The organism is Arthrobacter sp. TJ-265 (assembly GCF_058269135.1).
The window spans coordinates 89,714-113,174 of record NZ_JBZCND010000004.1 but is presented as its reverse complement, the minus strand read 5'-3'; the positions used below and the strand labels follow the sequence as shown (position 1 = coordinate 113,174).

General features: G+C 68.5%; 24 protein-coding genes. 14 read left to right on the top strand and 10 right to left on the bottom strand.

The genetic code is table 11. The annotated features are described in order from the left end of the window. The first annotated feature begins 31 nt into the window (after positions 1-31). The 6 genes from AC4D2E_RS14330 (at position 32) to AC4D2E_RS14305 (ending at position 7,702) form a co-directional block, all read left to right on the top strand. Complete coding sequence (locus tag AC4D2E_RS14330; protein WP_490953045.1) at positions 32-1,240, top strand: glycosyltransferase family protein; 1,209 nt, start codon at positions 32-34, stop codon at positions 1,238-1,240. 31 nt (positions 1,241-1,271) lie between these two features. Beyond that, positions 1,272-2,483, top strand: a complete 1,212-nt coding sequence (locus AC4D2E_RS14325; protein ID WP_490953044.1) for a glycosyltransferase — start codon at positions 1,272-1,274, stop codon at positions 2,481-2,483. Then, positions 2,483-3,610 carry a glycosyltransferase family 4 protein gene (locus AC4D2E_RS14320; RefSeq protein ID WP_490953043.1) on the top strand — a complete coding sequence of 376 codons (1,128 nt, stop codon included), beginning with the start codon at positions 2,483-2,485 and terminating at the stop codon, positions 3,608-3,610. The genes AC4D2E_RS14325 and AC4D2E_RS14320 overlap by 1 nt, the downstream gene beginning before the upstream one ends. Positions 3,611-3,678: 68 nt before the next feature. Further along, positions 3,679-5,448, top strand: a complete 1,770-nt coding sequence (locus AC4D2E_RS14315; protein WP_490953042.1) for an ABC transporter ATP-binding protein — start codon at positions 3,679-3,681, stop codon at positions 5,446-5,448. Next, positions 5,445-6,647: a phosphotransferase family protein gene (locus AC4D2E_RS14310; protein ID WP_104167792.1), complete on the top strand. Its 1,203-nt coding sequence runs from the start codon at positions 5,445-5,447 to the stop codon at positions 6,645-6,647. The genes AC4D2E_RS14315 and AC4D2E_RS14310 overlap by 4 nt, the downstream gene beginning before the upstream one ends. Further along, complete coding sequence (locus AC4D2E_RS14305) at positions 6,647-7,702, top strand: phosphotransferase (protein ID WP_490953041.1); 1,056 nt, start codon at positions 6,647-6,649, stop codon at positions 7,700-7,702. The genes AC4D2E_RS14310 and AC4D2E_RS14305 overlap by 1 nt, the downstream gene beginning before the upstream one ends. Positions 7,703-7,735: 33 nt before the next feature. On the opposite strand, the gene AC4D2E_RS14300 is transcribed toward AC4D2E_RS14305, so the two are convergent. The 7 genes from AC4D2E_RS14300 to AC4D2E_RS14270 all read right to left on the bottom strand — a co-directional run bounded on the left by AC4D2E_RS14300 (position 7,736) and on the right by AC4D2E_RS14270 (position 12,716). Then, on the bottom strand, positions 7,736-8,413 hold the full coding sequence (locus AC4D2E_RS14300; protein ID WP_490953040.1) for a response regulator transcription factor: 678 nt from the start codon (positions 8,411-8,413) through the stop codon (positions 7,736-7,738). Next, positions 8,410-10,017 (bottom strand): sensor histidine kinase, encoded by a 1,608-nt coding sequence (locus AC4D2E_RS14295; protein WP_490953039.1) that lies wholly within the window; start codon positions 10,015-10,017, stop codon positions 8,410-8,412. Before AC4D2E_RS14295 ends, AC4D2E_RS14300 begins: the two co-directional genes overlap by 4 nt. Then, positions 10,007-10,381 carry a hypothetical protein gene (locus AC4D2E_RS14290; RefSeq protein ID WP_490910286.1) on the bottom strand — a complete coding sequence of 125 codons (375 nt, stop codon included), beginning with the start codon at positions 10,379-10,381 and terminating at the stop codon, positions 10,007-10,009. Before AC4D2E_RS14290 ends, AC4D2E_RS14295 begins: the two co-directional genes overlap by 11 nt. Before the next feature lie 57 nt (positions 10,382-10,438). Continuing rightward, positions 10,439-10,888, bottom strand: a complete 450-nt coding sequence (locus tag AC4D2E_RS14285) for a hypothetical protein (protein ID WP_490953038.1) — start codon at positions 10,886-10,888, stop codon at positions 10,439-10,441. Positions 10,889-10,989: 101 nt separating this feature from the next. Then, positions 10,990-11,433 (bottom strand): GNAT family N-acetyltransferase, encoded by a 444-nt coding sequence (locus tag AC4D2E_RS14280; protein WP_490953037.1) that lies wholly within the window; start codon positions 11,431-11,433, stop codon positions 10,990-10,992. A 111-nt stretch (positions 11,434-11,544) separates the two neighbouring features. Continuing rightward, positions 11,545-12,234, bottom strand: a complete 690-nt coding sequence (locus tag AC4D2E_RS14275) for a GAP family protein (protein WP_490953036.1) — start codon at positions 12,232-12,234, stop codon at positions 11,545-11,547. Continuing rightward, complete coding sequence (locus tag AC4D2E_RS14270) at positions 12,207-12,716, bottom strand: TetR/AcrR family transcriptional regulator (protein WP_490910290.1); 510 nt, start codon at positions 12,714-12,716, stop codon at positions 12,207-12,209. The genes AC4D2E_RS14275 and AC4D2E_RS14270 overlap by 28 nt, the downstream gene beginning before the upstream one ends. Positions 12,717-12,897: 181 nt before the next feature. On the opposite strand from AC4D2E_RS14270, the gene AC4D2E_RS14265 reads away from it, so the two are divergent. Continuing rightward, complete coding sequence (locus AC4D2E_RS14265; protein WP_490910291.1) at positions 12,898-13,476, top strand: winged helix-turn-helix domain-containing protein; 579 nt, start codon at positions 12,898-12,900, stop codon at positions 13,474-13,476. Next, the gene (locus tag AC4D2E_RS14260) at positions 13,473-14,264 is read left to right on the top strand and encodes an SRPBCC family protein (protein WP_490953035.1); all 792 of its coding nucleotides are present in this window, start codon (positions 13,473-13,475) and stop codon (positions 14,262-14,264) included. The genes AC4D2E_RS14265 and AC4D2E_RS14260 overlap by 4 nt, the downstream gene beginning before the upstream one ends. A gap of 82 nt (positions 14,265-14,346) precedes the next feature. On the opposite strand, the gene AC4D2E_RS14255 is transcribed toward AC4D2E_RS14260, so the two are convergent. After that, the gene (locus AC4D2E_RS14255; RefSeq protein WP_490953034.1) at positions 14,347-15,207 is read right to left on the bottom strand and encodes a polysaccharide deacetylase family protein; all 861 of its coding nucleotides are present in this window, start codon (positions 15,205-15,207) and stop codon (positions 14,347-14,349) included. Beyond that, a complete protein-coding gene (locus AC4D2E_RS14250) occupies positions 15,197-16,747 on the bottom strand; it encodes a YcaO-like family protein (protein WP_490953033.1) in 1,551 nt (516 codons plus the stop codon). The genes AC4D2E_RS14255 and AC4D2E_RS14250 overlap by 11 nt, the downstream gene beginning before the upstream one ends. Positions 16,748-16,922: 175 nt before the next feature. Here AC4D2E_RS14250 and AC4D2E_RS14245 point away from each other — a divergent pair, with 175 nt between their 5' ends. The 3 genes from AC4D2E_RS14245 (at position 16,923) to AC4D2E_RS14235 (ending at position 20,185) form a co-directional block, all read left to right on the top strand. After that, positions 16,923-18,230, top strand: coding sequence for an ABC transporter substrate-binding protein (locus AC4D2E_RS14245; protein WP_490953032.1), 1,308 nt, complete (start codon positions 16,923-16,925; stop codon positions 18,228-18,230). Continuing rightward, entirely contained in the window at positions 18,230-19,192 is a 963-nt protein-coding gene (locus AC4D2E_RS14240; RefSeq protein ID WP_490953031.1) for a carbohydrate ABC transporter permease, read from the top strand. The genes AC4D2E_RS14245 and AC4D2E_RS14240 overlap by 1 nt, the downstream gene beginning before the upstream one ends. Before the next feature lie 207 nt (positions 19,193-19,399). Continuing rightward, complete coding sequence (locus tag AC4D2E_RS14235) at positions 19,400-20,185, top strand: carbohydrate ABC transporter permease (protein ID WP_490953030.1); 786 nt, start codon at positions 19,400-19,402, stop codon at positions 20,183-20,185. Between the two features lie 44 nt (positions 20,186-20,229). On the opposite strand, the gene AC4D2E_RS14230 is transcribed toward AC4D2E_RS14235, so the two are convergent. Then, positions 20,230-20,952: a TetR/AcrR family transcriptional regulator gene (locus tag AC4D2E_RS14230; RefSeq protein ID WP_490953029.1), complete on the bottom strand. Its 723-nt coding sequence runs from the start codon at positions 20,950-20,952 to the stop codon at positions 20,230-20,232. An 89-nt stretch (positions 20,953-21,041) separates the two neighbouring features. On the opposite strand from AC4D2E_RS14230, the gene AC4D2E_RS14225 reads away from it, so the two are divergent. From AC4D2E_RS14225 to AC4D2E_RS14215, 3 genes are read left to right on the top strand one after another with little or no spacing between them, the layout of a single operon-like run. Then, a complete protein-coding gene (locus tag AC4D2E_RS14225; protein ID WP_490953028.1) occupies positions 21,042-21,848 on the top strand; it encodes a DUF4386 domain-containing protein in 807 nt (268 codons plus the stop codon). Positions 21,849-21,853: 5 nt separating this feature from the next. Continuing rightward, a complete protein-coding gene (locus AC4D2E_RS14220) occupies positions 21,854-22,447 on the top strand; it encodes a hypothetical protein (protein WP_490910300.1) in 594 nt (197 codons plus the stop codon). After that, entirely contained in the window at positions 22,444-23,403 is a 960-nt protein-coding gene (locus AC4D2E_RS14215) for an NAD-dependent epimerase/dehydratase family protein (RefSeq protein ID WP_490910301.1), read from the top strand. The genes AC4D2E_RS14220 and AC4D2E_RS14215 overlap by 4 nt, the downstream gene beginning before the upstream one ends. Positions 23,404-23,461: the final 58 nt, after the last annotated feature.

Below are 23,461 nucleotides of genomic sequence, written 5' to 3'. Positions count from 1 at the left end.
AGCACCAGGTCAAGAAAGCCGGCAATCAACGATGGCAGATTTGCAGCCCGAGGAGCTCAGGGTCGTCCTCTACTCCCATGACTCCCAGGGGCTCGGGCACACGCGCCGTAACCTCGCCATCGCCTACGCGCTGTCGGCCGGCCTGCCCGGCCACGCGAACCGGAAGGTGACCGGCCTCCTCGTCACGGGGGAATCCTCCGCAACACGCTTCGACGTCCCGGCGGGATGGGATTGGGTGGTCCTGCCGGGGATACGCAAGAGCACCGAGGGTTACCGTCCACGTCATCTGACCATCGGGCAGGATGCCCTCATCCAGCTGCGCATGCACATGATCGACGCCGTGTTCGACCGTTTCCGCCCGCACCTGGTGGTCGTCGACCGCCATGCGTTCGGAGTGGACGGCGAACTGGGACAGGCCCTGACGAACCTCCGCCTCAGGCGTCCGGCATGCAAGGTGGTCCTCGGACTGCGTGAGGTACTCGACAGCCCCCACGCGATGGAGCAGGAGTGGAGCAGGATGGGTGGAATCGACGTCCTGGCGCCGGTCTTCGACCAGATCTGGGTGTACGGAGATCCTGCGATCCACGACCCTCTGGGAACAGGGGAGATCCCGGGGACCCTCGGCCCGCTCGTCCGCTACACGGGCTATCTCGCCGCGGGCAGGGTCTCCCGCGGACGGTCGACCCCCGTGGGTCAGCCGTACGTACTGACCATGGCCGGCGGCGGCTCGGACGGCCTCGCGCTGCTGCTCGCCGCTGCCGGCGCCGAGGTTCCCGAGGGCTACGGGCATCTCGTCATCACCGGGCCCCAGATGCCGAAGGAGCACCGCCGCCTGGTCGAGCGGGCCGCGGGACCCGGCACGTCGGTCGTGGTGAAAGTGCGCGACGCGCTCTCCGAGATCGAGGGAGCCTCGGCGATCGTATCGATGGGCGGGTACAACTCCGTCAGCGAGATCATGACCACATCCGCTCCTGCGCTCATCGTTCCGCGGACAGAACCTCGGATGGAGCAACTCATCCGTGCCTCTGCGCTGGCCCGGCATGGTGTCGTCGAGATGTGCCACCCCGACGACCTCTCCCCGGAACTCATCGGCGCGTGGTTCGGTCGTGCCGCAGGCACCCGTGTGGGCCGTTCCATGGTCGACCTGACCGGTGTCGCCGCACTCGCCCCTCTGGCCGCTGAACTCCTCGCCACCGAGGCGGGCTCCCAGGACCGGAGGTGGGTACATGCTGCTGTCTGACCGACCCGGACCGTCGCGCACCGCCTATGTCATGAAAATGTATCCGCGGTTCTCCGAGACGTTCATCGTGACCGAGATCCTTGCCCGGGAAGCGCAGGGCGAGGACCTCCGCCTCTTCTCGTTGCGTCCGCCGATCGACCCCCGATTCCACCCGGAACTCGCTCGCGTCCAGGCCGGCGTGACGTACATACCGAAGCCTTCGAAGATCCTCGAGGCCTGGGGCCTGCTCGGGGAAGGCCTGGCGACGATCCCGACGTTCGGGGAGCGCTTCGCGCACATGCTGCCCGATCTACTGGCGATGGACCCGACGGAAGCCCATCAGGGAGTCGGGCTGGCTGCGGAGTTCGCCCGCCAGGGCATCACCCACGCTCACGCGCACTTCGGATCGATGGCCGCCCGCGCCACCGCCATCGCCGCAGAACTCGTCGACATCCCCTTCTCCTTCACCGCCCACGCGAAGGACATCTTCCACGAGGAGGTGGACGCGGCGGTCCTGGCGGACCTGATGCGCCGGGCTCATCACGTCGTCACGGTCAGCGACTTCAACCACCGCTTCCTCGACCGGCTCGCGACCGGCGCGGATGCCTCCGTGCACCGCGTCTACAACGGCCTGGAACTCGGCCGGTTCCCGTACGAGGACCCGGCACCACGCGGGCCGGTCCTGCGTGTCTGCGCCGTGGGCAGGCTGGTCGAGAAGAAGGGCTTCCGCTACCTGCTCGACGCCGTCGCCCGGCTGAAGGCCGACGGCCTCGCCCTGGACGTCCGCATCGCGGGAGGTGGCCCTGAGCATGAGGATCTCCTTGCGCAAGTACGTGCGCTCGACCTCGCGGACGACGTCACGCTCCTCGGCCCCCGGACCCAGGAAGAAGTCGTCGCCGTGCTGCGGTGGGCCGACGTCTTCGTCGCGCCGTGCATCATGGCCGCCGACGGCAACATGGACGGCCTGCCGACCGTGCTCCTGGAGGCCATGGCAACCGGCGTCCCCTGTATCGCGAGTGACGTGACAGGAATTCCGGAGGTCTTCGATTCCGGGGACGGCGCCCCCACGGGCATCCTGACCCGGGCGGGGTCCACAGCCGATCTCGTCGACGCCCTCACCTACTGTGCATCCGCCGACCTGACCGGGATGGCACGCGCGGCGCGGCAGCTGATCGAGTCGTCGTTCGACTCCGTGGAGCAGGCTCGTCGGCTGCGCGAGCTCCAGACCGGACAGGGCGCCCTGAGCTCGTCGAAGGGGTCCTGATGCACGTCGCCTATGTGTGCGTCGATCCCGGTATCCCGGTGTTCGGCTCCAAGGGAGCCTCTGTCCACGTCCAGGAGATCGTCCGGAGCTGGCTGGCCCGCGGCGCCGATGTCACCGTCTATTGCACGCGAATCGGCGAGTCGGTTCCCGACGACCTTGCCGGCATGCGGGTGGTCACCCACCCCATTCCCCGCGGCAGCGGCCCGGAGCGTGAACAGTCCCAACGGGACGCCGCCGCTGCACTGGCTGCACAGGCCGTGGAGGACGGCGTCACCGCGATCTATGAGAGATACTCGCTCTTCAGTGATGCGCTTGCACGGATCATGAACGCATTGTCGGTCCCCGGCATCCTCGAGGTGAATGCGCCCCTCATCGATGAACAACGGACCCACCGCGCACTGCACGACGAGGGAGCAGCACTGCACGCACTCAGGATCCAGCTTTCGGCGGCGACGGTCGTTGCGTGCGTGTCCGATCCCATCGCTGCCTGGGTTGCCGCACACGCATCGTCCGATCCCCCGCCCAGGATCATCACTGCACCCAACGGGGTCAATGTGAGACGCATCGTGCCCGCACCGGAAGCCGATGGCACCCCCACCGTGGTCTTCGTCGGAACCCTGAAACCATGGCACGGGGTCAGCGACCTCATCGAGGCGAAGGCGCTGTCCGACGGTTCCTGGAGACTGAGGATCGTCGGGGACGGTCCCGAAGCCGCAAGCCTGCGTTCCCTGGCCGCCGCGAAGGGTGTGGACGCCGACTTCACCGGGGCGTCGACTCCTGCCGAGGTGCCCACGATGCTTGCCGGTTGTGCGATCGCGGTGGCACCCTATCCCCGGACCGAGCGGGAGGAGGAGCAGTACTTCTCCCCCCTGAAGATCTACGAGTACTGCGCCGCCGGATTGCCGGTCGTGGCATCGGCCGTCGGGCAGGTTCCGGGCATCGTCGACGACGGGGTGACGGGCGTCCTCGTCGAACCCTCGCACCCCGCGGCGTTGGCGGCCGCCCTGGACGAGCTCGCGGGAGACCCACTCGCACGCCGCACCATGTCCATGGCTGCCCGCCGGTTCGCGGAGCGCCACAGCTGGGACGCCGTCCTCGATGCCATCCTGGAAGAGAGCAACCTGTGAGCAGGCCGACCACCCCCGGTCCACCGACCTCCGGACCACCGGCGAAACCCCTTCGAAGGACGCTGCGCATGGTGCGGCCGCACCTCGGCCGGCACAGGACGCTCATGGCCGGCGGCGTCACGGCCCTTCTGCTGGAGGTCGCGTTCCGCGTTCTGGAACCCTGGCCCGTGAAATTCGTCATCGACGCCGTGACCAGGAGCCTCGGCGCCGATTTCTCCGGTGGTGGACCCTCAGCATCCCCGGGTCTGCTGATCCTGTGCGGGGCTGCGCTGGTGGCGATCATCGGGTTCCGTGCCCTGTTCAACTTCCTCGCCACCATCGCGTTCGCCCTGACCGGTTCCCGTGTGGCCACCGACCTACGGTCCCGCGTATTCGCGCACGTCCAATCGCTGTCACTGTCCTACCACTCCTCGTCCCGGACGGGCGACATGGTCCAGCGCCTCATCGGCGACGTGGGGAAGCTCCAGGAGGTGGCCGTGAGCGCGGGCCTGCCGCTGATCGCGAACTGCATCACACTCGTGGCCATGGCCGGCGTGATGTTCTGGCTGGATCCCCTCCTCGCCCTCGTCGTCGTCGTCGCTTCGGCGGCATTCCTTCTGCTGTCGAGGCTGAGCACCGGGAGGATCACCGTCGCCGCACGCCGTACCCGGAAGGGCGAGGGGGCGCTGGCGAACACCGCGCAGGAGAGCCTGGGAGCCATCCGCGTCGTCCAGACGTACGGTCTCGAACAGACACTGGCACGCCAGTTCGGGACCAGCAACGAGAAGACGCTGCGCGAAGGCGTGCTGGCCCGCCGTCTGGCCGCGGCCCTCGAACGCCGCACCGATGTCATCGTCGGCGTCGCGACCGCACTGGTGCTCACGGGAGGCGGCTGGCGTGTGGTGCAGGGCGCCATGACGCCCGGCGACCTCGTCCTGTTCCTCATGTACCTCAAGACGGCGATGAAGCCCCTCCGCGACCTGGCGAAGTACACCGGGCGCATCGCCCGCGCGACCGCATCGGGCGAGCGCGTCGCCGATCTGCTCGATCAGCCGGTCGACATCGAGGACAGCCCCCACGCAGTTCCCCTGTCCCGGGTGTGGGGCGACCTCGAGCTGCGCGGCGTGACGGCAGGGTACACGCCCGACGAACCAGTGCTCCGGGATGTGGACCTGACGTTCATGGGCCACCGTCGCACAGCCGTCGTCGGCCCCTCGGGCTCCGGGAAGTCCACCCTCGCCTCGCTCGCGGTACGGATGATGGACCCGCAGACCGGGAGCGTCCACCTGGACGGCAAGGACCTCCGGCACGTGACCCTCGAATCACTCCGCTCCAATGTCAGCCTGGTGCTGCAGGACGCCGTCCTCTTCACGGGCACCATCCGGGAGAACATCCGCTATGGCCGCATCGACGCTTCGGACGAGGACGTGGAGTACGCGGCGAAGCTCGCCAACGTGCACGGCTTCGTGGCGCAGTTCCCGGACGGGTACGACACGACGGTGGGCGAACGGGGCGGGACCCTCTCCGGCGGCCAGCGCCAGCGGATAGCGATCGCGCGGGCGCTGCTGCGCGATGCACCGCTCGTGATTCTCGACGAGGTCACCACCGGCCTCGACAAGGACTCGCGCGCGGAGGTCCTGAAAGGGCTGGACCTGCTCTCGCGGCATCGCACCACGATCACCATCACCCACGAACCCGCCGTCGCGTTGACGCACGACTGGATCATCTGGCTCGATGACGGGACCGTCCGCTTCGAAGGGTCCCCCGCGGACATCAGGGAGCACCCGGTCTACGGGGGGTGGGCCGGTGAAGCCGACGACGTCAAGGACCTGTCAGCCACCGGCCGGCGGCAGCCATGAGCGTCGCCCTCATCGACCCGGCGCTGCCCGCGCTGCCGGCCATCTTCGATCCGGTCGGATTGTCCGCCCTGTTCTCGCGTCCGGTGCACGCCGACCGGCTACGCCACAAGCAGGGCGTCTCCGCCGTCGCACGCCTCCGGACCCGTCACCCGGGACAGGCTCCACCGGCCGACGCCCGGCGGGCACCCGATGCGGATCCCGCCCCGCGATGGGTGGCGACCTACGCGCCGCACCACGCCGCCAAACTGGACAAGACGCTCGCGCGGGCCGCGAACCACGGATATGACATCGACGTGATCGGACTGCCCGGACGGCATACGCTCGTCGCCGGCCCTATCGGCCTGGACATGAAGCTGCACGACACCCTCCGGGCATTCGAGGGGCACCATCGCCTGTCCCTCGGGCCGGGCCGGGTCCTCAACTACAACCCCCACCGCCGCGTGGTCTTCCGGATGGAGACGGCCGCCGGCGCCACGGTCTGCAAGGCCGGCCGCGCTGATCCCGCAGAGACAGCCTTCCTCGCCGACCTCGCACGCCGCGGTGTCCCGGTCCTGCAGCGGATCATCCCCCTCGACGCGCCGCAGGCCGGCACCCTGCGCTACTACCCCTGGTTCGGACAGGGAGACCTCCAACAGGTGGCCGGCGAGGATGGTCACGACGCCGCCCGCTCCGCCGGCGCCGCCCTTGCACTCCTGCACGCACAACCCACCGACCTCGCACCACGACCAGCACGGGACCTGCTCCACAAACTGCGCACCCTGAACGAGCGGGACCTGCACCTGACGCCGGGAAGCCAGGCACGACTGAGCAGGATCCACGCCGCGCTCGTCCGACGCCTGGGCGACGACGACCGCACAGCCCTCGTCCATGGTGACTTCTCCGCTGATCAGGTGCTCGTCGACGCCTCTCACGTGGTGCTCGCCGACTTCGACCGGTCGACGACGGCGCCCCCCGGCACGGATATCGGCTCGTTCGTGGCCGTCGACCTGCTGCAGGAACGCGCTTCAGGCCGTACCCTGCGCGGACACTTCCTCGACGGCTACGAGGACGCCGGTGGGCGCATCGACCAGGACACCGTGCTCGCCTGGACCGCCGCACATCTCCTGGATCGCCTCGACGAGCCGTTCCGGTCCTGTTCACCCTCGTGGCGTGACGACACCGAGGAACGGCTCGAGATGCTCGCAGCCCTGGTCGCGTGATGCTCATCCCCGACGATGTCCTGGACAACGAGGGCACGCGGCTCACCATCCACCGCACCTGGCCGCACGACGGTGGACTCACCATCGAAGCCGTCGACGAGACCACAGGGCGTCTGCGGGCCGGACACCTCGATGCGGATGGCACGGTGGCGTTGACGCCCTTCGGGGAGGACCCGGCCCTGGCAGGTCTTCCCGCGGCCGTCGACGCCGGTGAACTCCTGGTACACCGCTTCACCAGGAGGGCCGTCGTGAGGACGGACAGCGCATACCTGAAGCTCCTGCCACCTCGGAAGGTCGGCCGGGTCGTCACCGCTCACGCCACGGCTGCCGGGCTCGTCGCAGCCGCAGGCATCGCCACTCCCCGCGTCACCGCCGTCGACGGGGCTACGCTCACCCTGTCCGCGGTGCCGGGCGCCAGTCTGTACGATCTCGGCTGCTCGAGTACCAGTGCCGGGAGCGATGGCAAGGCAATGCTCGACCACGCCTGGTCCGTCTGGGCCGCTCACTGGCCGGCTTTCGCCGCCGTCCCCGGTGGTGATGCTGGTCGTCTGCCTTCCTACGGCCCACATGACGAAGTCGAGACGCTCGCCACCTGGATGGTCCGCTGCCTCGACTTCGGTGCCTCTCCGGTCCCGGACGCGGCCCTGCGTGCGGCAGTACGCACCGCTGCCGGCCGTCTTCTGCACGGTACGGCGCAGGCTCCCGTCCTGTCCCACCGCGACCTCCATGACAAGCAGGTGCTCATCTCCGGCGGGGGGAGCAGCCAGGGGACGCTCGGGCTGATCGACTGCGACACGCTGGCCCTAGCCGAGCCGGCCCTCGACCTGGCGAACCTCCTGGTGCATCTGTCGTTCCGTGAGGCGCAGGGCCTCCTCAGCGCCCGACGGCGTGCCGCCGGGGAGCGTGCGATCCTCGCCGTGGCGGAGGAACTGCTGGTACCCGAAGACCGGCTGGACGCCTATGCGCTGTCGACGAAGCTGCGCCTCACGTGCATCTACGCCTTCCGCCCGCGTTGGCGGCAGCTCACGAAGGACTGGTTCCACGACGCCCTCTGATGCCGGCCGACGCGCTCGGTGCTCGGCGTCGGGCTAGGGCCGGGGACGATCGGCGACCAGTCGGTACCCCATGCCGCGGACGGTCGCGAACCGCTCCGGTCCGAGCTTGTTGCGGAGGTACCTCACATAGACGTCGACCACGTTGGAGCCGGGGTCGAAGTCGTACCCCCAGACGCGGGAGAGCAATTGCTCCCGGCTGAGGACCTGGCCGGGGTTGCGCAGGAACGCCTCGGTCAGGGCGAATTCGCGGGCGGACAGGTCCACCTCCCTGCCGTCGATGAGGGCGCGGCGGGTCCGGAGGTCCAGCTGGAGGCCTTCGTGGGAGAGGACGGAGCTCTCGGTGCGGGACGGATCCGGGCGCAGGCGCAGACGGACGCGGGCCAGTAGCTCCTCGAAGCGGAAGGGCTTGGTCATGTAGTCGTCGGCGCCGCCCTCGAGGCCGGCCACGGTGGCGTCCGTGGTGTTGCGCGCGGAGAGGATGATGACGGGGGTGTCGTTGCGGGCCTCCCGGAGTCGTCGGAGCACCGTGAAGCCGTCCTGGTCCGGCAGGCCGAGGTCGAGGATGACGAGTTCGAAGTCCCCGGTCTGCGCCAGGTGATAGCCGTCCCGTCCGTTGATCGCGCTGGTGGGCACGTAGCCGGCCGCCCGGAGCCCCTTCGCGATGAAGGCGCTGATGCGTTCCTCGTCCTCGACGATCAGGATCTGGGTCACGGTTCCTCCTTCGTGGCAGGGCCACGGTGCTCGCGGGATACTGCATCGGCCGGGTTCCGGCGGGCCGCCGTCGGAAGTTCGAGGGTGAAGGTGGAGCCGCGGCCCGGCGCCGACAGGACACTGACACCGCCGCCGTGGGCCTGCGCGATCGCTTCGACGATGGACAGACCGAGGCCCGCGCCCTCGGCGCGTCTGCCGTCGGAGCCGCGTTCGAAGCGGCCGAAGATGCGCTGCTGGTCGGCGGCGCTGATGCCGATGCCTTCATCACGCACCCACAGGCTGAGACGGTCGCCGTCGAGCCGGGAGCCGACGGCGATCGTCGACCCGTCCATGGAGAACTTCACGGCATTCGCGGCGAGTTGAAGCAGCGCCTGCGTGACCCGCCGGTCATCGAGTGGGACCTCCCCTTCAGCCCGTGAGTCGATGATCCATCGCCGGTCACCCAGTCCGCGTGCCTTGTCGAGGATGTCGTCCGTCAGGCGATCGACGCTGGTCGGTTTCGGGCGGACGAAATCGGGACGAGCGCTCCCGGCCAAGGTGACCAGGTCGTCGACGAGGAGACGCATGCGTTCCAGCTCGTCGAGGGCGACGGCCCGCACGGCGTCGACGTCCTCCCGATCGGTAGGATCCTGCAGCTCGAGGTGACCCTGGATGATGGTGATCGGCGTGCGGAGCTCATGGCCGACGTCGTCGAGCAGTTGCCGCTGCGACGTGAAGGACTTCTCGAGGCGGTCGAGCATCGCGTTGAAGGTCCGCGTCAGATCGGACAGGTCGTCGTTCCCGGTGACGACGATCCGCTGCGAGAGGTCGCTGTCATTGATGGTCTGTGCGGTCTCCCGGAGCCGCCGCACCGGGTGCAGCAGGTTGCCGATGAGCAGCCAGCCGACTGCGCCGATGAGCAGCAGCGCCCCGAGGCTGATCAGGGCGAAAGTGGTGAACGTCCGGTTCAGCTCCGCCCGTTCCGCGTCGATGTCGTAGGCGAGGACGAAGGTGGTGGGCTCCGTGTCCTCGCTCAGCATGACCGGCACGACGATGGCGCGGTAGGTGGCTCTGGCGGTGTCGATCGTCGTGATGGCGACGTCGTCCGCCGACGAGCGGTCCGCCGCGGCGGCCACCAGCTCGGGGTCGTCCTCGAGGCGCAGGGACACGGCGTCGTTGGCGAGGAGAACCGCGTCACCGGCGCGGATGCCCATCATGCCTTCGTTCGGGGCAGGAAGGGTGCGCTGCATGACGAGGTAGACGAGGGTCTCGGCAGTGACGAACGGAGATCGGGTGGCGGGATCGATGCCCGTCGCCAGAAGGGTCTCGAACTCCCCGAAACTGCGTTCCAGCGAGTTGTCGATGTCCGCGTTGAGTGTTGCCCGTTGCAGTCCGTATGCCGTGGTTCCTGCGAACAGGAGACCCAGGGCGGACAGGGCGAGCAGTGCGCTCAGTACACGGGACCGGACCGACCACCGACGGGTCGCACGGCTGAAAACGCGGCCGATCCGGTCCAGTCTGCCCCCGTCCTGCGCCGTCGGGGTGTACCGAGGCGGAGGTGGGCGGCGCACCAGGTGACCGCGGACAGGCACCGCAGGGAGCGGCCGCGTCTTCTCAGTCGTCATCGTCGTCATCCCCATCGCCCACGTCGTCGTCATCGTCATCGTCATCGCCGATGATCGGTGGCGGCGCGGGCACGACCTCCGGTGGAGGGGCGGGGGCAGGGGCCGGAGCGGGGGTTGACGCAGGCACGGACGGTGTCGGGGACCCGTCTGCGGGCGGCTCCGGGCGCGGAGACTCCGGGGTGGGATCCGCCGGCGGGAGCGACGGCGGTCCCGGAACCGACGCGGGGTCGGTGAAGACGACCGCGGGTCCGAGCTGCTGATCGGGAGGATCACGCACGATATTGACGAGGGTGAGCACGCCGGTCACCATGAGGGCGGCAAGTACCGCGCCCAGGAGCCACATCTGAAGCGCCGCGGATCGCATGGCTCAAGTATCCCGCCGCTTCGTGAGACCAAGATGAGAAGGACTCGTCGATCGTGCTTATCCGCCGGCCACCGCGTACTCCCCGTGCAGGTCCTCCGCCAACCCTTCGATGTCCCAGGTCGTGGGTTCGCCCGTGGCCACGGCAGTCACGTCGACCACCATCCAGTTAGTGCCGCGGGCGAGGTGCACCTCACCCTGGTTCGAGCCGGTCCGGATCTCGAAGGCCTTCCGGAGGGAGTCCTCGTCCGGGTACAGATCGATCTGCACGTTCTCCGAGCACAGCTTCTGTTCGGACGTCAGCGCGCCCCCGTCCGCCGGCACGATCGGATCACCCGCAGGTTCGGCCTCGCACCCCAGCACTCCGTCCACGGCGGCGTACGCCTCGTCCATGGAGGTGAATGCCGGCGGGGCGTCGGTGTGCGCCTGCCCTGGGGTGCTGCAGCCGGCGAGCAACCCGACGGTGAGAACGGCGGCCGCTGCAGCGCCTGGAGAACGTCCTTGGTGCATAGCTTGTACCCCCATGACTATCGAACGCACTCTGCCAGAACCCGCCCGATAGGCGAAGCATCGCGTGAAGCATCGCGTGAAGCGATGCCCGAGCCGACGACTCAATCCTTGAAGGTGAAGAACGTGACCGGCGCGGCGGTGGCTCCCAGTGCCCGGTAGAACTCCAGGGCGTGCACATCCTCATTGTCTGCAGGAACGAAGATCTCGTGAATGCCCTCGGCCGCGGCGGCGGCACGCAATTCGAGGACGAGTCGACTCGCGATGCCCTGCCTCTGATGGTCCGGCCGCACGGCGAGATCGTAGATGAACAGCTCCGACGACTGCGAGCGTGTCATGGGCAACGTGTGAGCGGTCAGGCCACCGATGATCTCCGGACCGATCGACGCCGCGAAGGCCCAGAAATTCTCTCGCCCCAGAAGGTCATCGACATAGTCCTGACCGAGCTGCTCATAGTCCTCCTCGAAGACCCGCGCCATCATCTCGACCATGATCCTTGCCGTGGCAGCGTCCCCCCGGACCAGGCGCCTGACGTCGAGCTCGCTCATCGCAGCATCATCCCACGCTCCGACCGCCCCGTCCCGGGTGAGAGGCGCGATCCGTCAGGTGGCGCCGAATGCGTTCGTCCGTCGAGACGGTTGGTGGCCGTGGCAGCCTGCTCAGGGCCAGAGGGCGAAGGTGAGGACTGCGGCGGCGAGGACGAACAACGTGAACGCTGCTGGGAGGGAGCGTCGGACAATGCCCGTGGAGAACCGGTCCAGCACCTTGCGTAGGCGTGTCCTGACTGTATCGCCGTGAGCCATGCCGAGGGCCAGGAGGATCAGGCATGGGATGCAATAGACGAGCGCGTAGCCGGCGAGGACGACCAACCCGATAGGGATGTCGACATCCGCGGCGACCATGCGTTCGATGGCGATGAAGTAGGGAAACGCGTTGGGCAGGTCGGCTCCGGTGATGATCACACCCAGCGGGAAAGCAGTCCACACCCCGAACCACGGCGGAAGATCGATCCCTTTCCTCTCCCGGTCCCTGAAGCGGCGGAACCCTGCAACCGCGAGAGCGACGGCGGCGATGAGGAACACTGCACGGCGTAGCCAGATGAGCCCTTCACCTACGGCATCGGCGGCGACGCTGGCACCGAGGAAGATCGCCGTGCCGAGGGCGAAGACGGTGCTCATCGCCCCGAGAACGAACGTCAAGGCCGAACCGACAGGCCGATGGGCGACGGCGAGCAGGATCAGGGTGATCACGACGATCGTCGCCGGGTTCAACGAGTCGGCCAGGGCGAGACCCGCGATACCGGCGAGCAGTCCACCACCGATCACGTCGGGGACCTGCCATTCAGCCACTGCAGGATCGAGTCGAGGCTGGCCCCGGTGTCGTCGTCGGCAAGGCTGTTCAGCAGCATCCCGTCACCCAGGAGGCGGATGATCGAGGCCGTCACAGGATCCCCCGTTTCAACGGTGAACAGGTGTTCCCACCGCCGGGTGGCCTCGGCCGCATGCTGCAGAAGCGTATCGGTCAGAGAGGTCCGATCAGTGAGCAGGATCGACATTGCCCGGTAGAGGGCAGCCTCTTCACGGGAGGACGACAGGCGCAACCAGGTCTCGACCACCGTGCCGCGCTCAGCGGCCGCGGTCAGAGCCTGGTCCAGATCCCGTATCGCCTGCACCGCGATGCCCTCCACCAGGGCATTGCGCGAGGAGAAGTGGTGCATCAACCCGCCCTTGGACACCCCCGCCTGCTGGGCGATCACCCCCATGGACGGCACCGACCCGGTCTCGATCGCCAATCGCCGAACGGTCTGCAGGATGTGTTCCCTGGTGCTCATGAAGCAACGGCACCACGAGAACCGACCGACCGGTCGGGTTGGTATCGGGAATCGGGCATCCTCATCACTCCCTCCGGCCTCCAGGTGACTGATCGTCGGTGCCGGCGGGGATGCGGATCCGAGGGCGTCATTCATCCGGCCATCTATTGACAAAGTTTATTGTCAAGCTCAGGATGGTCGCATGCAGGACGTCGAAGTCATCGAGAACGCAGAGGCAGCCGCCGTCGTGCTGGATCCGGTCCGCGCCAGGCTGCTCGGGGAGCTGGCCGTTCCGGCCTCCGCCGCCGGGCTCGCCCTGCGAGTCGGCCTCGCACGCCAGAAGGTCAACTACCACCTCAAGGCGCTCGAGCTGCACGGCCTGGTGGAACTGTTCGAGGAGCGCCGGCACGGGGGCATCACCGAGCGGGTACTGCGGGCGTCGGCTGCGTCCTACGTCGTATCACCCGCCGCCGTCAGCGCATCCGCGGCCGATCCGGAGGCCAACGACGACCACCTGTCGGCGGCCTACCTCGTAGCACTGGCCGGCCGCCTGGTGCGCGAGGTCGGCGCCCTGGCCCGCCGGGCCGGCGCATCCGGCAGGGCCCTGCCGACACTGACCATCGACACGCAGATCGGGTTCCGGTCGGCCGCCGACCGGGCTGCCTTCGCCGACGAGCTGACCGCTGCGGTACTCGACCTGGCCGCTCGCTACCACCATGACGACGGGCGCCCGCACCGGCTCGTCGTCGCTGCACACCCACTTCCCGAGGAGAACCGATGAACACGATCCCGAACGTCCCGTACCGCCTGGAATTCGCCGTCGAGGTCCCTGGGACCCCGGAGCAGGTCTGGCAGGCCATCGCCACGGCCAAGGGCATGAGCGCCTGGTTCCTGCCGACCGAGATGGAAGAGCGCGAGGGCGGCTCGCTGCATTTCACCATGGGCCCCGAGATGGGGTCGGATGGCCGGGTCACCGGCTGGGACCCGCCACGCCGCCTCGAGTACGAGGAGGACTGGGCCGCCCTCATGGGCAAGGACCCGGCTGCGCTCAGCCCGCTGACCTCCGCGTTCCTCGTCGAGGCCCGGTCGGGCGGCACCTGCGTGGTGCGCGTCACCAGCAGCGGCTTCGGGACCGGTGCCGCCTGGGAGTCGGAGTTCTGGGAGGACATGGGCGCCAACTGGATGCCGTTCTTCGACAACCTGCGGCTCTACCTCTCGCACTTCCCCGGCCAGGAGACCACGCAGCTCGAGGCCACCGCCTCCCATCCCGGCGACGCGCAGGCGCTCTGGTCGATCCTGCACGACGCGCTCGGACTGGGAGACGAGGGTGCCACGGTCGAGATACGCGGTGCCACCGGCACGGTCGAGCGTGTAGGCGAGCGGCAGACGCTGGTCCGGCTCACCGCGCCGGTGCCCGGGATGCTCAGCGTCTTCACCTACGGCGAGAGCGCCGGGACCGCGACGGCGGGCGTACGGGCGTATCTGTTCTCCGCCGACGCGGCGGACTACGTGCGGCGCGAAGAACCGGAGTGGCAGAGCTGGCTTCAGGGGCTCACCGTCCCGGCCTGACCTGCGCGCCGTTCCCCGCGGGGGCGGTCGGAGACCGCGAAGCAAGCCTGATCGCGGTCTCCGAGTACGGCAGGCAGCACGGCTAGATGGTCTCCCAGGACCAGTTGGAGACGAGGTCGGTCACCCCGAGCTCACGCAGTCGTCGGTTCCCGAGCAGGCTGTCATCGAAGCGTGCACCCCCGCACCACGCACCCACCCGTGGTGCGCGGCCGGCGATCCGGGTGAGTCGATGCACGACGTCGGTCACCTCGGAGGTCACCGTCGCGGGCGTGATCTCGTCCGCCGAGCGATGGGTGAGCGTGTGGAAGCCCAGTGCGTGGTTCCGTGCCAAGCGGATCAACTCGTCGTCGCTCAGGGTGCCGGCACGGTCGTCCAGGACCTCGAGGGCGATGGGCAGGATCACGACGCGGAGCCCGAGCCGTTCGCAGATCGGGACGACCATCCGTGCCGCGTCCTTGTATCCGTCGAACAGGAGGACGACGACCCGCGGATGGAGCTCCTCGTCCGCGCCGGCCGTCAGGAGATCCCGGAGCCGTGCCAGCTTGTTCAGCCGCCGGTCCGCGATCTCGAGGTGTCCCGGCAGGACATCGTGGAAGTTCAGGGCGAGGAGCGGGATCGCCGACAGCTCACCCTCCGACCACCCTGCGCCTTCGCTCTCCAGCAGGAGTTCCCCGAGGACGCTCTGCAGGACGTAGGCCTCGTAGGTGAACGGTACGGGGCGCCGGAGTGCTGCCGGCAGTGGGCCCATGATGCCCGGGATCAACGCGGACGGATCCGCTCCGGCGGCCACTGCGGCGTCGTCGAGCAGCACCACCGGTGCTCCCCCGGGCTGCTCACCCTGATCCAGGATGTACGTCTCCAGCTCAGCGGCGCTCTGTTCACTGTTCATCATGTCCGGCGTGTCCGGCATGTCCGTCGTGGGATCGGGAGCACTACTGCTCACCGAGGACGAGTCGGGCGGCATGCCGGCCGGGCTCACGGTACAGCGGCAGCAGCCCGGCCGCGACGGCCTCGACGGCGTCACGATCCACCCATGCCGGGCCGCCGAGCCGCTCGACGGCTTCGTCGGTCAGGATCACTTCCCGCCAGCCGTCGCCCTCGGGTCGCCGGCCCACGCGCGCGAGATCGCCCCGCCCGTCGTCGACCAGTCTCCGCACACCCGCCTCACCGATCCGGCCATAGGCGACCGTCTCCACTTCGGTCCCGGGCACCACCACCTTGACCGCCCGTGCCACGCCGTCATCGGTCGGTCCAGGGGGCGTCAGATCGGCGACAAGAACGTCGAGGCCGTGGTCGGTCATGACCGCCAGCGGGTCGGCGGTCGGCCGCGTCGGGAGATCACGGAACCGCATGACCGATCGGCGGGAGAACACCGTGGTGTCCAGGCGCGCCCGCACGGCTGCGTCCTGCTCCGCGCCGGCAGTCAGCCAGGCCACGGTTGCCTCGAGGACGCGCGGTTCCTCGGCGCCGGGATCGACGACGGCCAACGCGTCGTGCAGATAGTCCCGCGGCGTGATGCGTCGGACCGCGGCCAGGGGGCCGTGCATGAACGCCTTCCGGGCCCGGGCAGAGGCGAATTCGAGCACCGCCTTGCGCAGCGCCACATCCCGGTCGGGATGTGCCGCCTCCCCGCAGGCTGTCGCGACGACGAGATCGTCGCCCGGTGCGTGCCCGACGACGTACAGGTCGGGTACCCCGCGATCGATCGACGCGATCTTCACCAGCACGTCCACCCCCGCGCTGCGCAGCGCTTCGAGCGCCTGGCGGGTCTCGGCGTCCCCGTCGTCGGGGCCCAGTTCGACGACCGTCCCCCGGTCGAGCGCCCGGAAGGTGAGACCGTTGCCGTCGCGTTGAAGGATCTCGAGGACGCCGTGGACAACGGCCTGCCGCAGGCTCGTCCCCGCGCCCATCCCGTTCGCGACGGGCATCAGCAACCGCTCACCCGTATCGCGATCATCGAGCTCCGACGGGCTGCTCGCGACGAGATCGACCGGGACGAGCACCGGCTCCCCGTCGAGTTCCAGGGCCGGCCCACCCCGGCGGTCGGAGCTGTCGAGGCTTCGGGCGGCGAGGGCTCGACGCATCGGCACCCAGGTCAGGACCATGTCATCGGCGTAGGGGGAGCCCACCGGCAGCCCCAGGGTCCGCGGGTCCGCGACTCCCGCTGCTCCATGGCGACGCCGGAGTTCGCTGTACGACGCCGTCGTCCGCCCGAGGCGTGCGAACGCCATGAGGGAGAAGGCGCTTTCGACCGTCTCACCGAGAGCACCGACACGCGCCTGCGCCGCGGACGGACCGTATCCGACGCCGCCCAGGGCCGCGCCTGCTCCACGCCACCACGTCGCCCACGTCGGGACGCCGGTCCGGTCGAGGCCGTCGATCGCGAACTGCGCCTGCAACCCCGGGAGAGCGGCCTCGTAGGCTGCTGCGGCCGCCGCCAGTGCCCCCTCAGCCGGCAGCGCAGTCCCGCTCCTGTGCATCATGCCCCCAGTAGAGCACACGGCTCCACGATGCGATCCGAGTGGACGCCGTCGCCCGCTGACAGTAGTCCTCGGGGTCGTCGGGGACGGTCGCCGGGCGGAAATACTTTGCCGGCGCCCTTCGGACTGTCGGCGCGGCGCTGTAGGTTGTGATCACCCTCACCCGGAAGGCATGAACATGACTATTTCCAGACGGCAGATCCTTGGCGGAGCAGGTTTCCTCGCGGCGGCGGCGGCGCTGAACGGATGCGCGGGATTCTCCGGCGGCTCCAACTCCGGCGGGGGTGACGGTGAGCAGGACACCCTGACGTTCACCACCTGGGGCAGTCCGGCCGAGGAGGAGGGTTTCCGCCGCGGGATCGAGGCGTTCAAGGCCGCCAACTCCGGTGTGGACGTCCAGCTCAATCTCGTACCCTACGAGCAGATCTTCCAGAACATCGACGCCCAGCTGCAGGCGGGGACGGCGCCGGACCTCTTCCGCGTCGACTACGGCACCATCGGTGCCTACAGCAGCCAGGACCAGCTCCTCGACCTCAGCAGCTACTTCGACACAGCGGCGGGCGAGGAGTTCCTGCCCGCCATGTGGCAGGCCGTCCAGTTCGAGGGCAAACCGTACGGCGTTCCGCACCAGACCGACACCTCTGCCCTCGTGTACCGTACCGATCTCTTCGAGCAGGCGGGCATCACCAGTGTTCCCGACAGCCTCGACTCCGCGTGGACGTGGGAGGAGTTCCGCAGGGTTGCGGAGCAGCTCCGCGGCTCCCTCCCCGACGATCTCTACCCCTTCGTCTACAACTGGCAGCTCGGCGGTTCCACCCGCTGGCTGAGCTGGCTCTTCCAGGCCGGTGGCCGACTCTTCAACGACGATCTCACCGGCTCCGCCATCCAGTCCGACGCCGGGACGAAGGCCCTGGCCTTCACCCAGGGTTTCTTCACCGACGACCTCGTACCCCCCAGCAGCTCCGTGAAGTCCTCCACGTACGCGGACAACGCTTTCTCCGCCGGAACCACCGCCATGGCCTTCGTGGGCAACTTCGTGCTTCCGAGCCTGGATGAGGCCATCACCGACTTCGAGTGGAGCGCCACCTACCTGCCCCGCGACGAGCGTGGTGCCTGTGACCTGGGCGGCAACGCCCTCGTGGCGACGAAGAACGCCCGAAACCCGGAGCTTGCGGCCGAGTTCCTGAAATTCATGACGCAGCCGGATCAGATGTCGGACTTCTGTGCGCGCGCCATGGAGCTGCCCACCCTGAAGAGCCTCGTCGACTCCGAACTCGATTACCAGACGCGGCCGGACATCGCAGGCATCTTCGTGGAACAGGCAACCACCCTGGAGCCGTCCGACGTGGAGCAGCTCACCTCCCCCGCCATGGCGGCGATCAACCCCAAACTGCGCGACCAACTCGAGGCTGCCTTCACCCAGGGCCAGCCGGTCGAGGAGACCCTGGCGAACATCGCAGCAGCCGTGGATGAGGCAGCCGGCTGATGTCCGCCAGCACCTCGGCCCGCGAGGAGTCCACCGGTGACACCCGAGGGCTGCCCCCACCGGTTCCCACCTACACGGCCAGGGCAAGGAACGGGGCGCATCGGCGCACGCTCGCCTCCTACGGCTTCCTGGGACCCAATCTCGTACTGCTCGGCGTGTTCCTCTTCCTGCCACTGGGCTGGGCCTTTCTGATCAGCTTCCAGGAATCCAGCGGCTTCGGAGCGAGTGGCTGGGTGGGGCTGCAGAACTACCAGCGGCTCGTCACTGATCCCACTTTCTGGCAATCGGCGCTCAACACCGCCGTCTTCACCCTGATCACGGTGCCATTGAGCCTCGCCCTGGGGCTGGCCCTGGCGGTCCTCATGAACTCCGTGCTCCCTGGGCGCAAGCTCTTCCGCACGCTGGTCTACCTGCCCATGGTCATCTCGGGCGTCGCCACGGCCCTCATGGGGGTGCTGCTCTTCGATGAGGCGACGGGCATCATCAACAAACTCCTCCGCGAGGGCGGGCTGGCAGGCATCCCCTGGCAGTCGCAGGGATCTGCCGCGTTCGCCTCGATCGTCCTGGTGACGCTGTGGATCCGCGTGGGGTTCAACATGGTCATCTACCTTGCCGGGCTGCAGAGCATCTCGCCGGAACTCTATGAAGCGGCGAAGCTCGAGGGCGCCAGTTCATGGCAGCAGTTCCGCTACCTCACCGTGCCCCTCGTCGGCCCGTCCACATTCTTCCTGCTGATCATGGACGTCATCTACTCGTTCCAGGTCTTCGACACCATCTTCGTGATGACCGGGGGAGGTCCGGGCCGGTCGACCTCGGTGCTGGTCACGTACGCCTACGAGAACGGCTTCGTCACCCGTGACCAGAGCTACGCGGCGGCTATCGGCATCGTGATCTTCCTGCTGACCCTCGTCTTCACCGTCCTCCAGTGGCGGGGCAACCGCACGCGCGACACCACCGGATAGCTCGACGCAGCGCCGGCCGGCACGGGTCGGCGCCAACGACCACCCATGACAGCCCACGAGGACAGGATTCCCATGGCGCATCCACTCTCCCCCAGGGGCAGTGACCGGGCGACTCGCCCGGCCGGTCCCCCAGCAGGACCGGCCGATTTCGTCCCCCGCGTCAAGCGGATATCGCCCACGCAGCATGCATCCGCGGCGGCCCGACTGGTGACCGCCGTCATCGTGGGCCTGATCATGATGTTCCCGCTGTACTGGATGGTCACGATCGCCTTCTCCCCGAACGCCGACGTCTTCAGCCGCGAGCTGCGCATCTGGCCTTCCGAGTGGTCGCTCGAGAACTTCCGTACCATTTTCGGCCGCTTCCCGACGGCCACCTGGTTCGGCAACTCCGTGGTCATCACGGTCATCGTCACGGTCCTCACCGTGACCGTGAACCTGCTGGCCGGCTACGCCTTCGCCAAGCTCGACTTCCGCGGCAAGGGAGCGATCTTCCTCCTGGTGTTGAGCACGATGATGGTCCCGGTGCAGGTCCTGATGGTGGCGCAGTTCCGCCTCGTCACGGAGCTCGGGATCTACGGCACGTTCTGGGCGGTCATTCTGCCGTCGGCTGCTTCCGCGTTCGGCATCTTCCTCGCCCGCCAGTTCATCATCGCCATTCCCGACGAACTCATCGAAGCAGCGAAGGTCGATGGCGCGGGCACCCTCCGGATCTTCCTGCAGATCATCCTGCCGCTGTGCAAGCCGCTGATCGCCGTGCTCGTGCTGCTCACCGTGATGTACCAGTGGAACGATTTCGCGTGGCCGCTCATCGCGCTCAAGGACAGCCAACTCTTCACCCTGCCCATCGGCCTGCTGTACCTGAGAGGGCAGTACGGGGCCGACTACGGTGCCATCATGGCGCTGGCGCTCGTGTCCATCACGCCGATCGTCATCATGTTCCTCGCCTTCCAGAAGTACTTCGTGCAGGGCCTCGCACGCAGCGGCATCCGGTAGGAGGACAGAAGCAGCAGGGCGCCACTCCGGATCCGGCCGTCGCGTCACCCAACGGCGGCCTGCGCCACGGGGACAGTCGTCCGGGTCGCCGAGTCACCGAGGCCGTCGAGTATCCGGTGGAGTCCCCACAGATACTGTTCGGTGGACACGTACCGGGCCATGACCTGAGCGGCGGCGGCCGACAGCGGGTACGTCTCGGCCGGTATTCCGGAGAAGCCGGAGTACCGTGCCGCGATGCGATCCGCTTCGGGGGGTGCCTGACGGACGTCACCGAGTTCCGCCACCTCCAGGGCGATCGAGCCGAAGACGTAGACGATCAGCAGGTAGGAGGCCTTCGCTGCGTCCGTGGGCGAGAACCCTGCGCCGGAGAGGACTTCCATCAGCCGTTCATTGAGGGCAAGGGCGCGGGGGCCGTCCATGGGACCGCCGATCATCAGTCCGACGGCACCGGGATGAGCCGTGAGGCGCTCCCTCAATTCGACGGCCAGGAGCTCGATCCGCCGTCGCCAGGGCACGTCCGGGTCCACGAATGCCGCGTGATCGACCTGCCCGAGAAGATGCTCGACGATCGCCCTGATGACGGCGGCCTTGTCGGGGAAGTACGTGTAGACCGCGTTGGGAGCTACGCCGATCCGGGCGGCGATCCCTCGGATGGACGCCGCAGCGACACCGCCCTCGTCCAACAGGCCGAGAGCGGCCTCCACGATCTCCTCCCCGGTCGAAACCCTCCGCGGGCCGCGACGGGAACCCTTGAGTTGCTCGGTCATCGACGGACTCCTTACCCTTGACACTTTTCTGTACAGGGTACAGCATTTGTACACCGTACAAATAAGGTCTCGGGGAAGCAGGGTCGATCATGACAACCAGAAGCAGCATCAGGAGCCTACGGCGGCTCACCGGCACCCTCTTCGTGGTCAGCGCCGTTGCTTTCGCCGCTGCGGCGACAGCCCTGTCCATCGCCTTCGACTGGCCGGACATCCTGCGGGAACCGCCCGGCACCGTCCTGCCTGCTTTCGCAGCCGGCGGACCCGGCCTGGTCTGGCTCTGGTTCGCGACGGCCTGGACCTACGGCCTCCTCGCCCTGCCCGTTCTCCTCCTACCCGCGGCCCTCGGACTGCAGAGGAGTCCCGCAGTGCGGGTGGCTACCTCTGTGGGCGCCGCTTCGGTGCTGGTGTCCCTCATCGGGTTCCTTCGCTGGGTGTTCGTCGTCCCACCACTCGCTGACTCCTATGTCACCGGTGATGCAGTGACCCGGGCGGCGGTGGAGGCTGCATGGACCGCGCAGCATCAGTTCGGGGGAGCGCTGCTGGGAGAACACCTGGGCCAGGTGCTCGTCATCGGCTGGTCGGTCACGCTCAGCGTGATCATCTTGCGCAGTGGGATCCTCCCACGCTGGCTCGGCACCGTGGGCATCGTTGCCGGCGCGATCTACCTGCTCAATCAGGGCGACGTCTTGTCGACCGCCGTGCCCGGTTTCCCTGTCTGGGACCTGGCCGGGCTCCTCGGCAGCACCGCCTGGGGACTCTGGGTGGCCGCCCTCGGCGTCGCCCTGTTGACCCGCCCTGCTCCCGACCACGCAGGCTCTGCCGGCCGACCGGAGTCCACATCCTTCCCCCTCGCCCCGACGGACAGCCGGCCGGCCCCCTCCGGACCGAGGACCTGATCCTCATGGTGCACTCCCCCTCATTCCGATCCCCGTTCCTGCGCACCTGGCTTCTGTGGATTGCAGGATTCATTGCGTTCCCCGTCGCCGGCCTCATCGGCAGCTTCGTCGTCGGTCGCGTCGACAACAGCGCCTCGGCGCTCGTCGGCGGCGCGATTGCCGGGCTCATCATCGGCAGCGGCCAGACGCTGGCCGGCAACCACCGCCTGCAGGCGGGCAGGTGGATACCGGCGACCACTGTGGGGACGAGTGCGGGGCTGCTCCTCGGCGCCTCCGCGGTGGACTACGGCACGTCCCTCGCCGACCTCGCGCTGATGGGAGCCCTCAACGGCCTCGTCGTGGGCGCTTGCCAGGCTGCAGCATTGCCGCGTGGCGTGCGTCCCCGCTGGGTCTGGGCGGCCGTCGTTCCTGCCCTGTGGGCGCTGGGCTGGACCGTCACGACCCTGCTGCGGGTCAGGGTCGACGAACAGTTCATCGTCTTCGGAGCCACCGGGGCCCTCGTCTTCGCCGCACTCTCCGGACTCGCCCTCCACTGGCTCGTTCCCTCCCGGGCGGATGCTACTCCCGCAGCGCTCCCGACGAGGTCGGCGACAACGTGAGCGCCGGGCTGCACGTCATCTTCGGCACAGGAGCGATCGGCCTCGCCACCTACGATGCGCTCCGTCGCCGCGGCCGCACCGTACGACTCGTCAACCGTTCAGGCCAGGCCCCCGTCGGTGCTGACGTCGAGGTCCTCGCCGGCGATGGCCGGGACGCCTCTTTCGCAGTGAGCGCGGCTCGTGGCGCCGCCGTCGTCTACCAGGCACTGAACCCGCCGTACTCCCAGTGGAGTCAGCAGTTCCCGCCACTGCAGGCAGGCGTGCTGACCGCTGCCGAAAAGGCGGGCGCACGCCTGGTCAGTCTTGAGAACGTCTACATGTACGGGCGTCCCGCAGGACGCCCGCTCACCGAGGACCGCAGGAACAACGCCCACACCAGGAAAGGGCGGCTCCGGGCGGGCATGGCCGAGGAACTACTCGCAGCACACAGGGCCGGCCGCGTCGAGGTCACCATCGGTCGCGCGTCGGACTACTTCGGCCCCCGCGGCGGTGCCCAGTCCAACCTCGGCGACCGCGTCTTCCCCTCCGCGCTGGACGGCAGGACCGCGACAGTCCTCGGCAACCCCGACCAGCCCCACACCTACACCTACCTCCCCGACATCGGCGAGGGTCTTGCCGTCCTCGGCGACCACCCCGACGCCCCGGGACAGATCTGGCACCTGCCCAACGACCCCCACACCCGCACCACACGACAACTCGTCGAGATCATCTACAGGCAGGCCGGCCGGCCTCGGCCCAAGCTCCGCGCCGTCCCGCCACTGCTGCTGCGCGCGCTCGGACTCATGAACCCCACCGTGCGCGAACTCCTCGAGATGCAGTACCAGTTCGAGGAACCCTTCATCGTCGACAGCAGCAAGATCACCGACCGCCTCGGCATCACCGCCACACCGATCGAACACGCCATTACCGAGACGCTCCGAACCTACCGTCAGGTGCAGGACCCATCGGAACCATAGTGCCGGTCGACACCGACCCCACTGCGGTGATCCCGGTGGCAGGCGTCGTCGCCCACGC

Coding starts and splice junctions, on each gene's coding strand:
- AC4D2E_RS14330 (WP_490953045.1), top strand. CDS start 32: ATGGCAGATTTGCAGCCCGAGGAGCTCAGGGTCGTCCTCTACTCCCAT.
- AC4D2E_RS14325 (WP_490953044.1), top strand. CDS start 1,272: ATGAAAATGTATCCGCGGTTCTCCGAGACGTTCATCGTGACCGAGATC.
- AC4D2E_RS14320 (WP_490953043.1), top strand. CDS start 2,483: ATGCACGTCGCCTATGTGTGCGTCGATCCCGGTATCCCGGTGTTCGGC.
- AC4D2E_RS14315 (WP_490953042.1), top strand. CDS start 3,679: ATGGTGCGGCCGCACCTCGGCCGGCACAGGACGCTCATGGCCGGCGGC.
- AC4D2E_RS14310 (WP_104167792.1), top strand. CDS start 5,445: ATGAGCGTCGCCCTCATCGACCCGGCGCTGCCCGCGCTGCCGGCCATC.
- AC4D2E_RS14305 (WP_490953041.1), top strand. CDS start 6,647: ATGCTCATCCCCGACGATGTCCTGGACAACGAGGGCACGCGGCTCACC.
- AC4D2E_RS14295 (WP_490953039.1), bottom strand. CDS start 10,017: ATGACGACTGAGAAGACGCGGCCGCTCCCTGCGGTGCCTGTCCGCGGT.
- AC4D2E_RS14290 (WP_490910286.1), bottom strand. CDS start 10,381: ATGCGATCCGCGGCGCTTCAGATGTGGCTCCTGGGCGCGGTACTTGCC.
- AC4D2E_RS14285 (WP_490953038.1), bottom strand. CDS start 10,888: ATGCACCAAGGACGTTCTCCAGGCGCTGCAGCGGCCGCCGTTCTCACC.
- AC4D2E_RS14280 (WP_490953037.1), bottom strand. CDS start 11,433: ATGAGCGAGCTCGACGTCAGGCGCCTGGTCCGGGGGGACGCTGCCACG.
- AC4D2E_RS14270 (WP_490910290.1), bottom strand. CDS start 12,716: ATGAGCACCAGGGAACACATCCTGCAGACCGTTCGGCGATTGGCGATC.
- AC4D2E_RS14265 (WP_490910291.1), top strand. CDS start 12,898: ATGCAGGACGTCGAAGTCATCGAGAACGCAGAGGCAGCCGCCGTCGTG.
- AC4D2E_RS14260 (WP_490953035.1), top strand. CDS start 13,473: ATGAACACGATCCCGAACGTCCCGTACCGCCTGGAATTCGCCGTCGAG.
- AC4D2E_RS14250 (WP_490953033.1), bottom strand. CDS start 16,747: ATGATGCACAGGAGCGGGACTGCGCTGCCGGCTGAGGGGGCACTGGCG.
- AC4D2E_RS14245 (WP_490953032.1), top strand. CDS start 16,923: ATGACTATTTCCAGACGGCAGATCCTTGGCGGAGCAGGTTTCCTCGCG.
- AC4D2E_RS14240 (WP_490953031.1), top strand. CDS start 18,230: ATGTCCGCCAGCACCTCGGCCCGCGAGGAGTCCACCGGTGACACCCGA.
- AC4D2E_RS14230 (WP_490953029.1), bottom strand. CDS start 20,952: ATGACCGAGCAACTCAAGGGTTCCCGTCGCGGCCCGCGGAGGGTTTCG.
- AC4D2E_RS14225 (WP_490953028.1), top strand. CDS start 21,042: ATGACAACCAGAAGCAGCATCAGGAGCCTACGGCGGCTCACCGGCACC.
- AC4D2E_RS14220 (WP_490910300.1), top strand. CDS start 21,854: ATGGTGCACTCCCCCTCATTCCGATCCCCGTTCCTGCGCACCTGGCTT.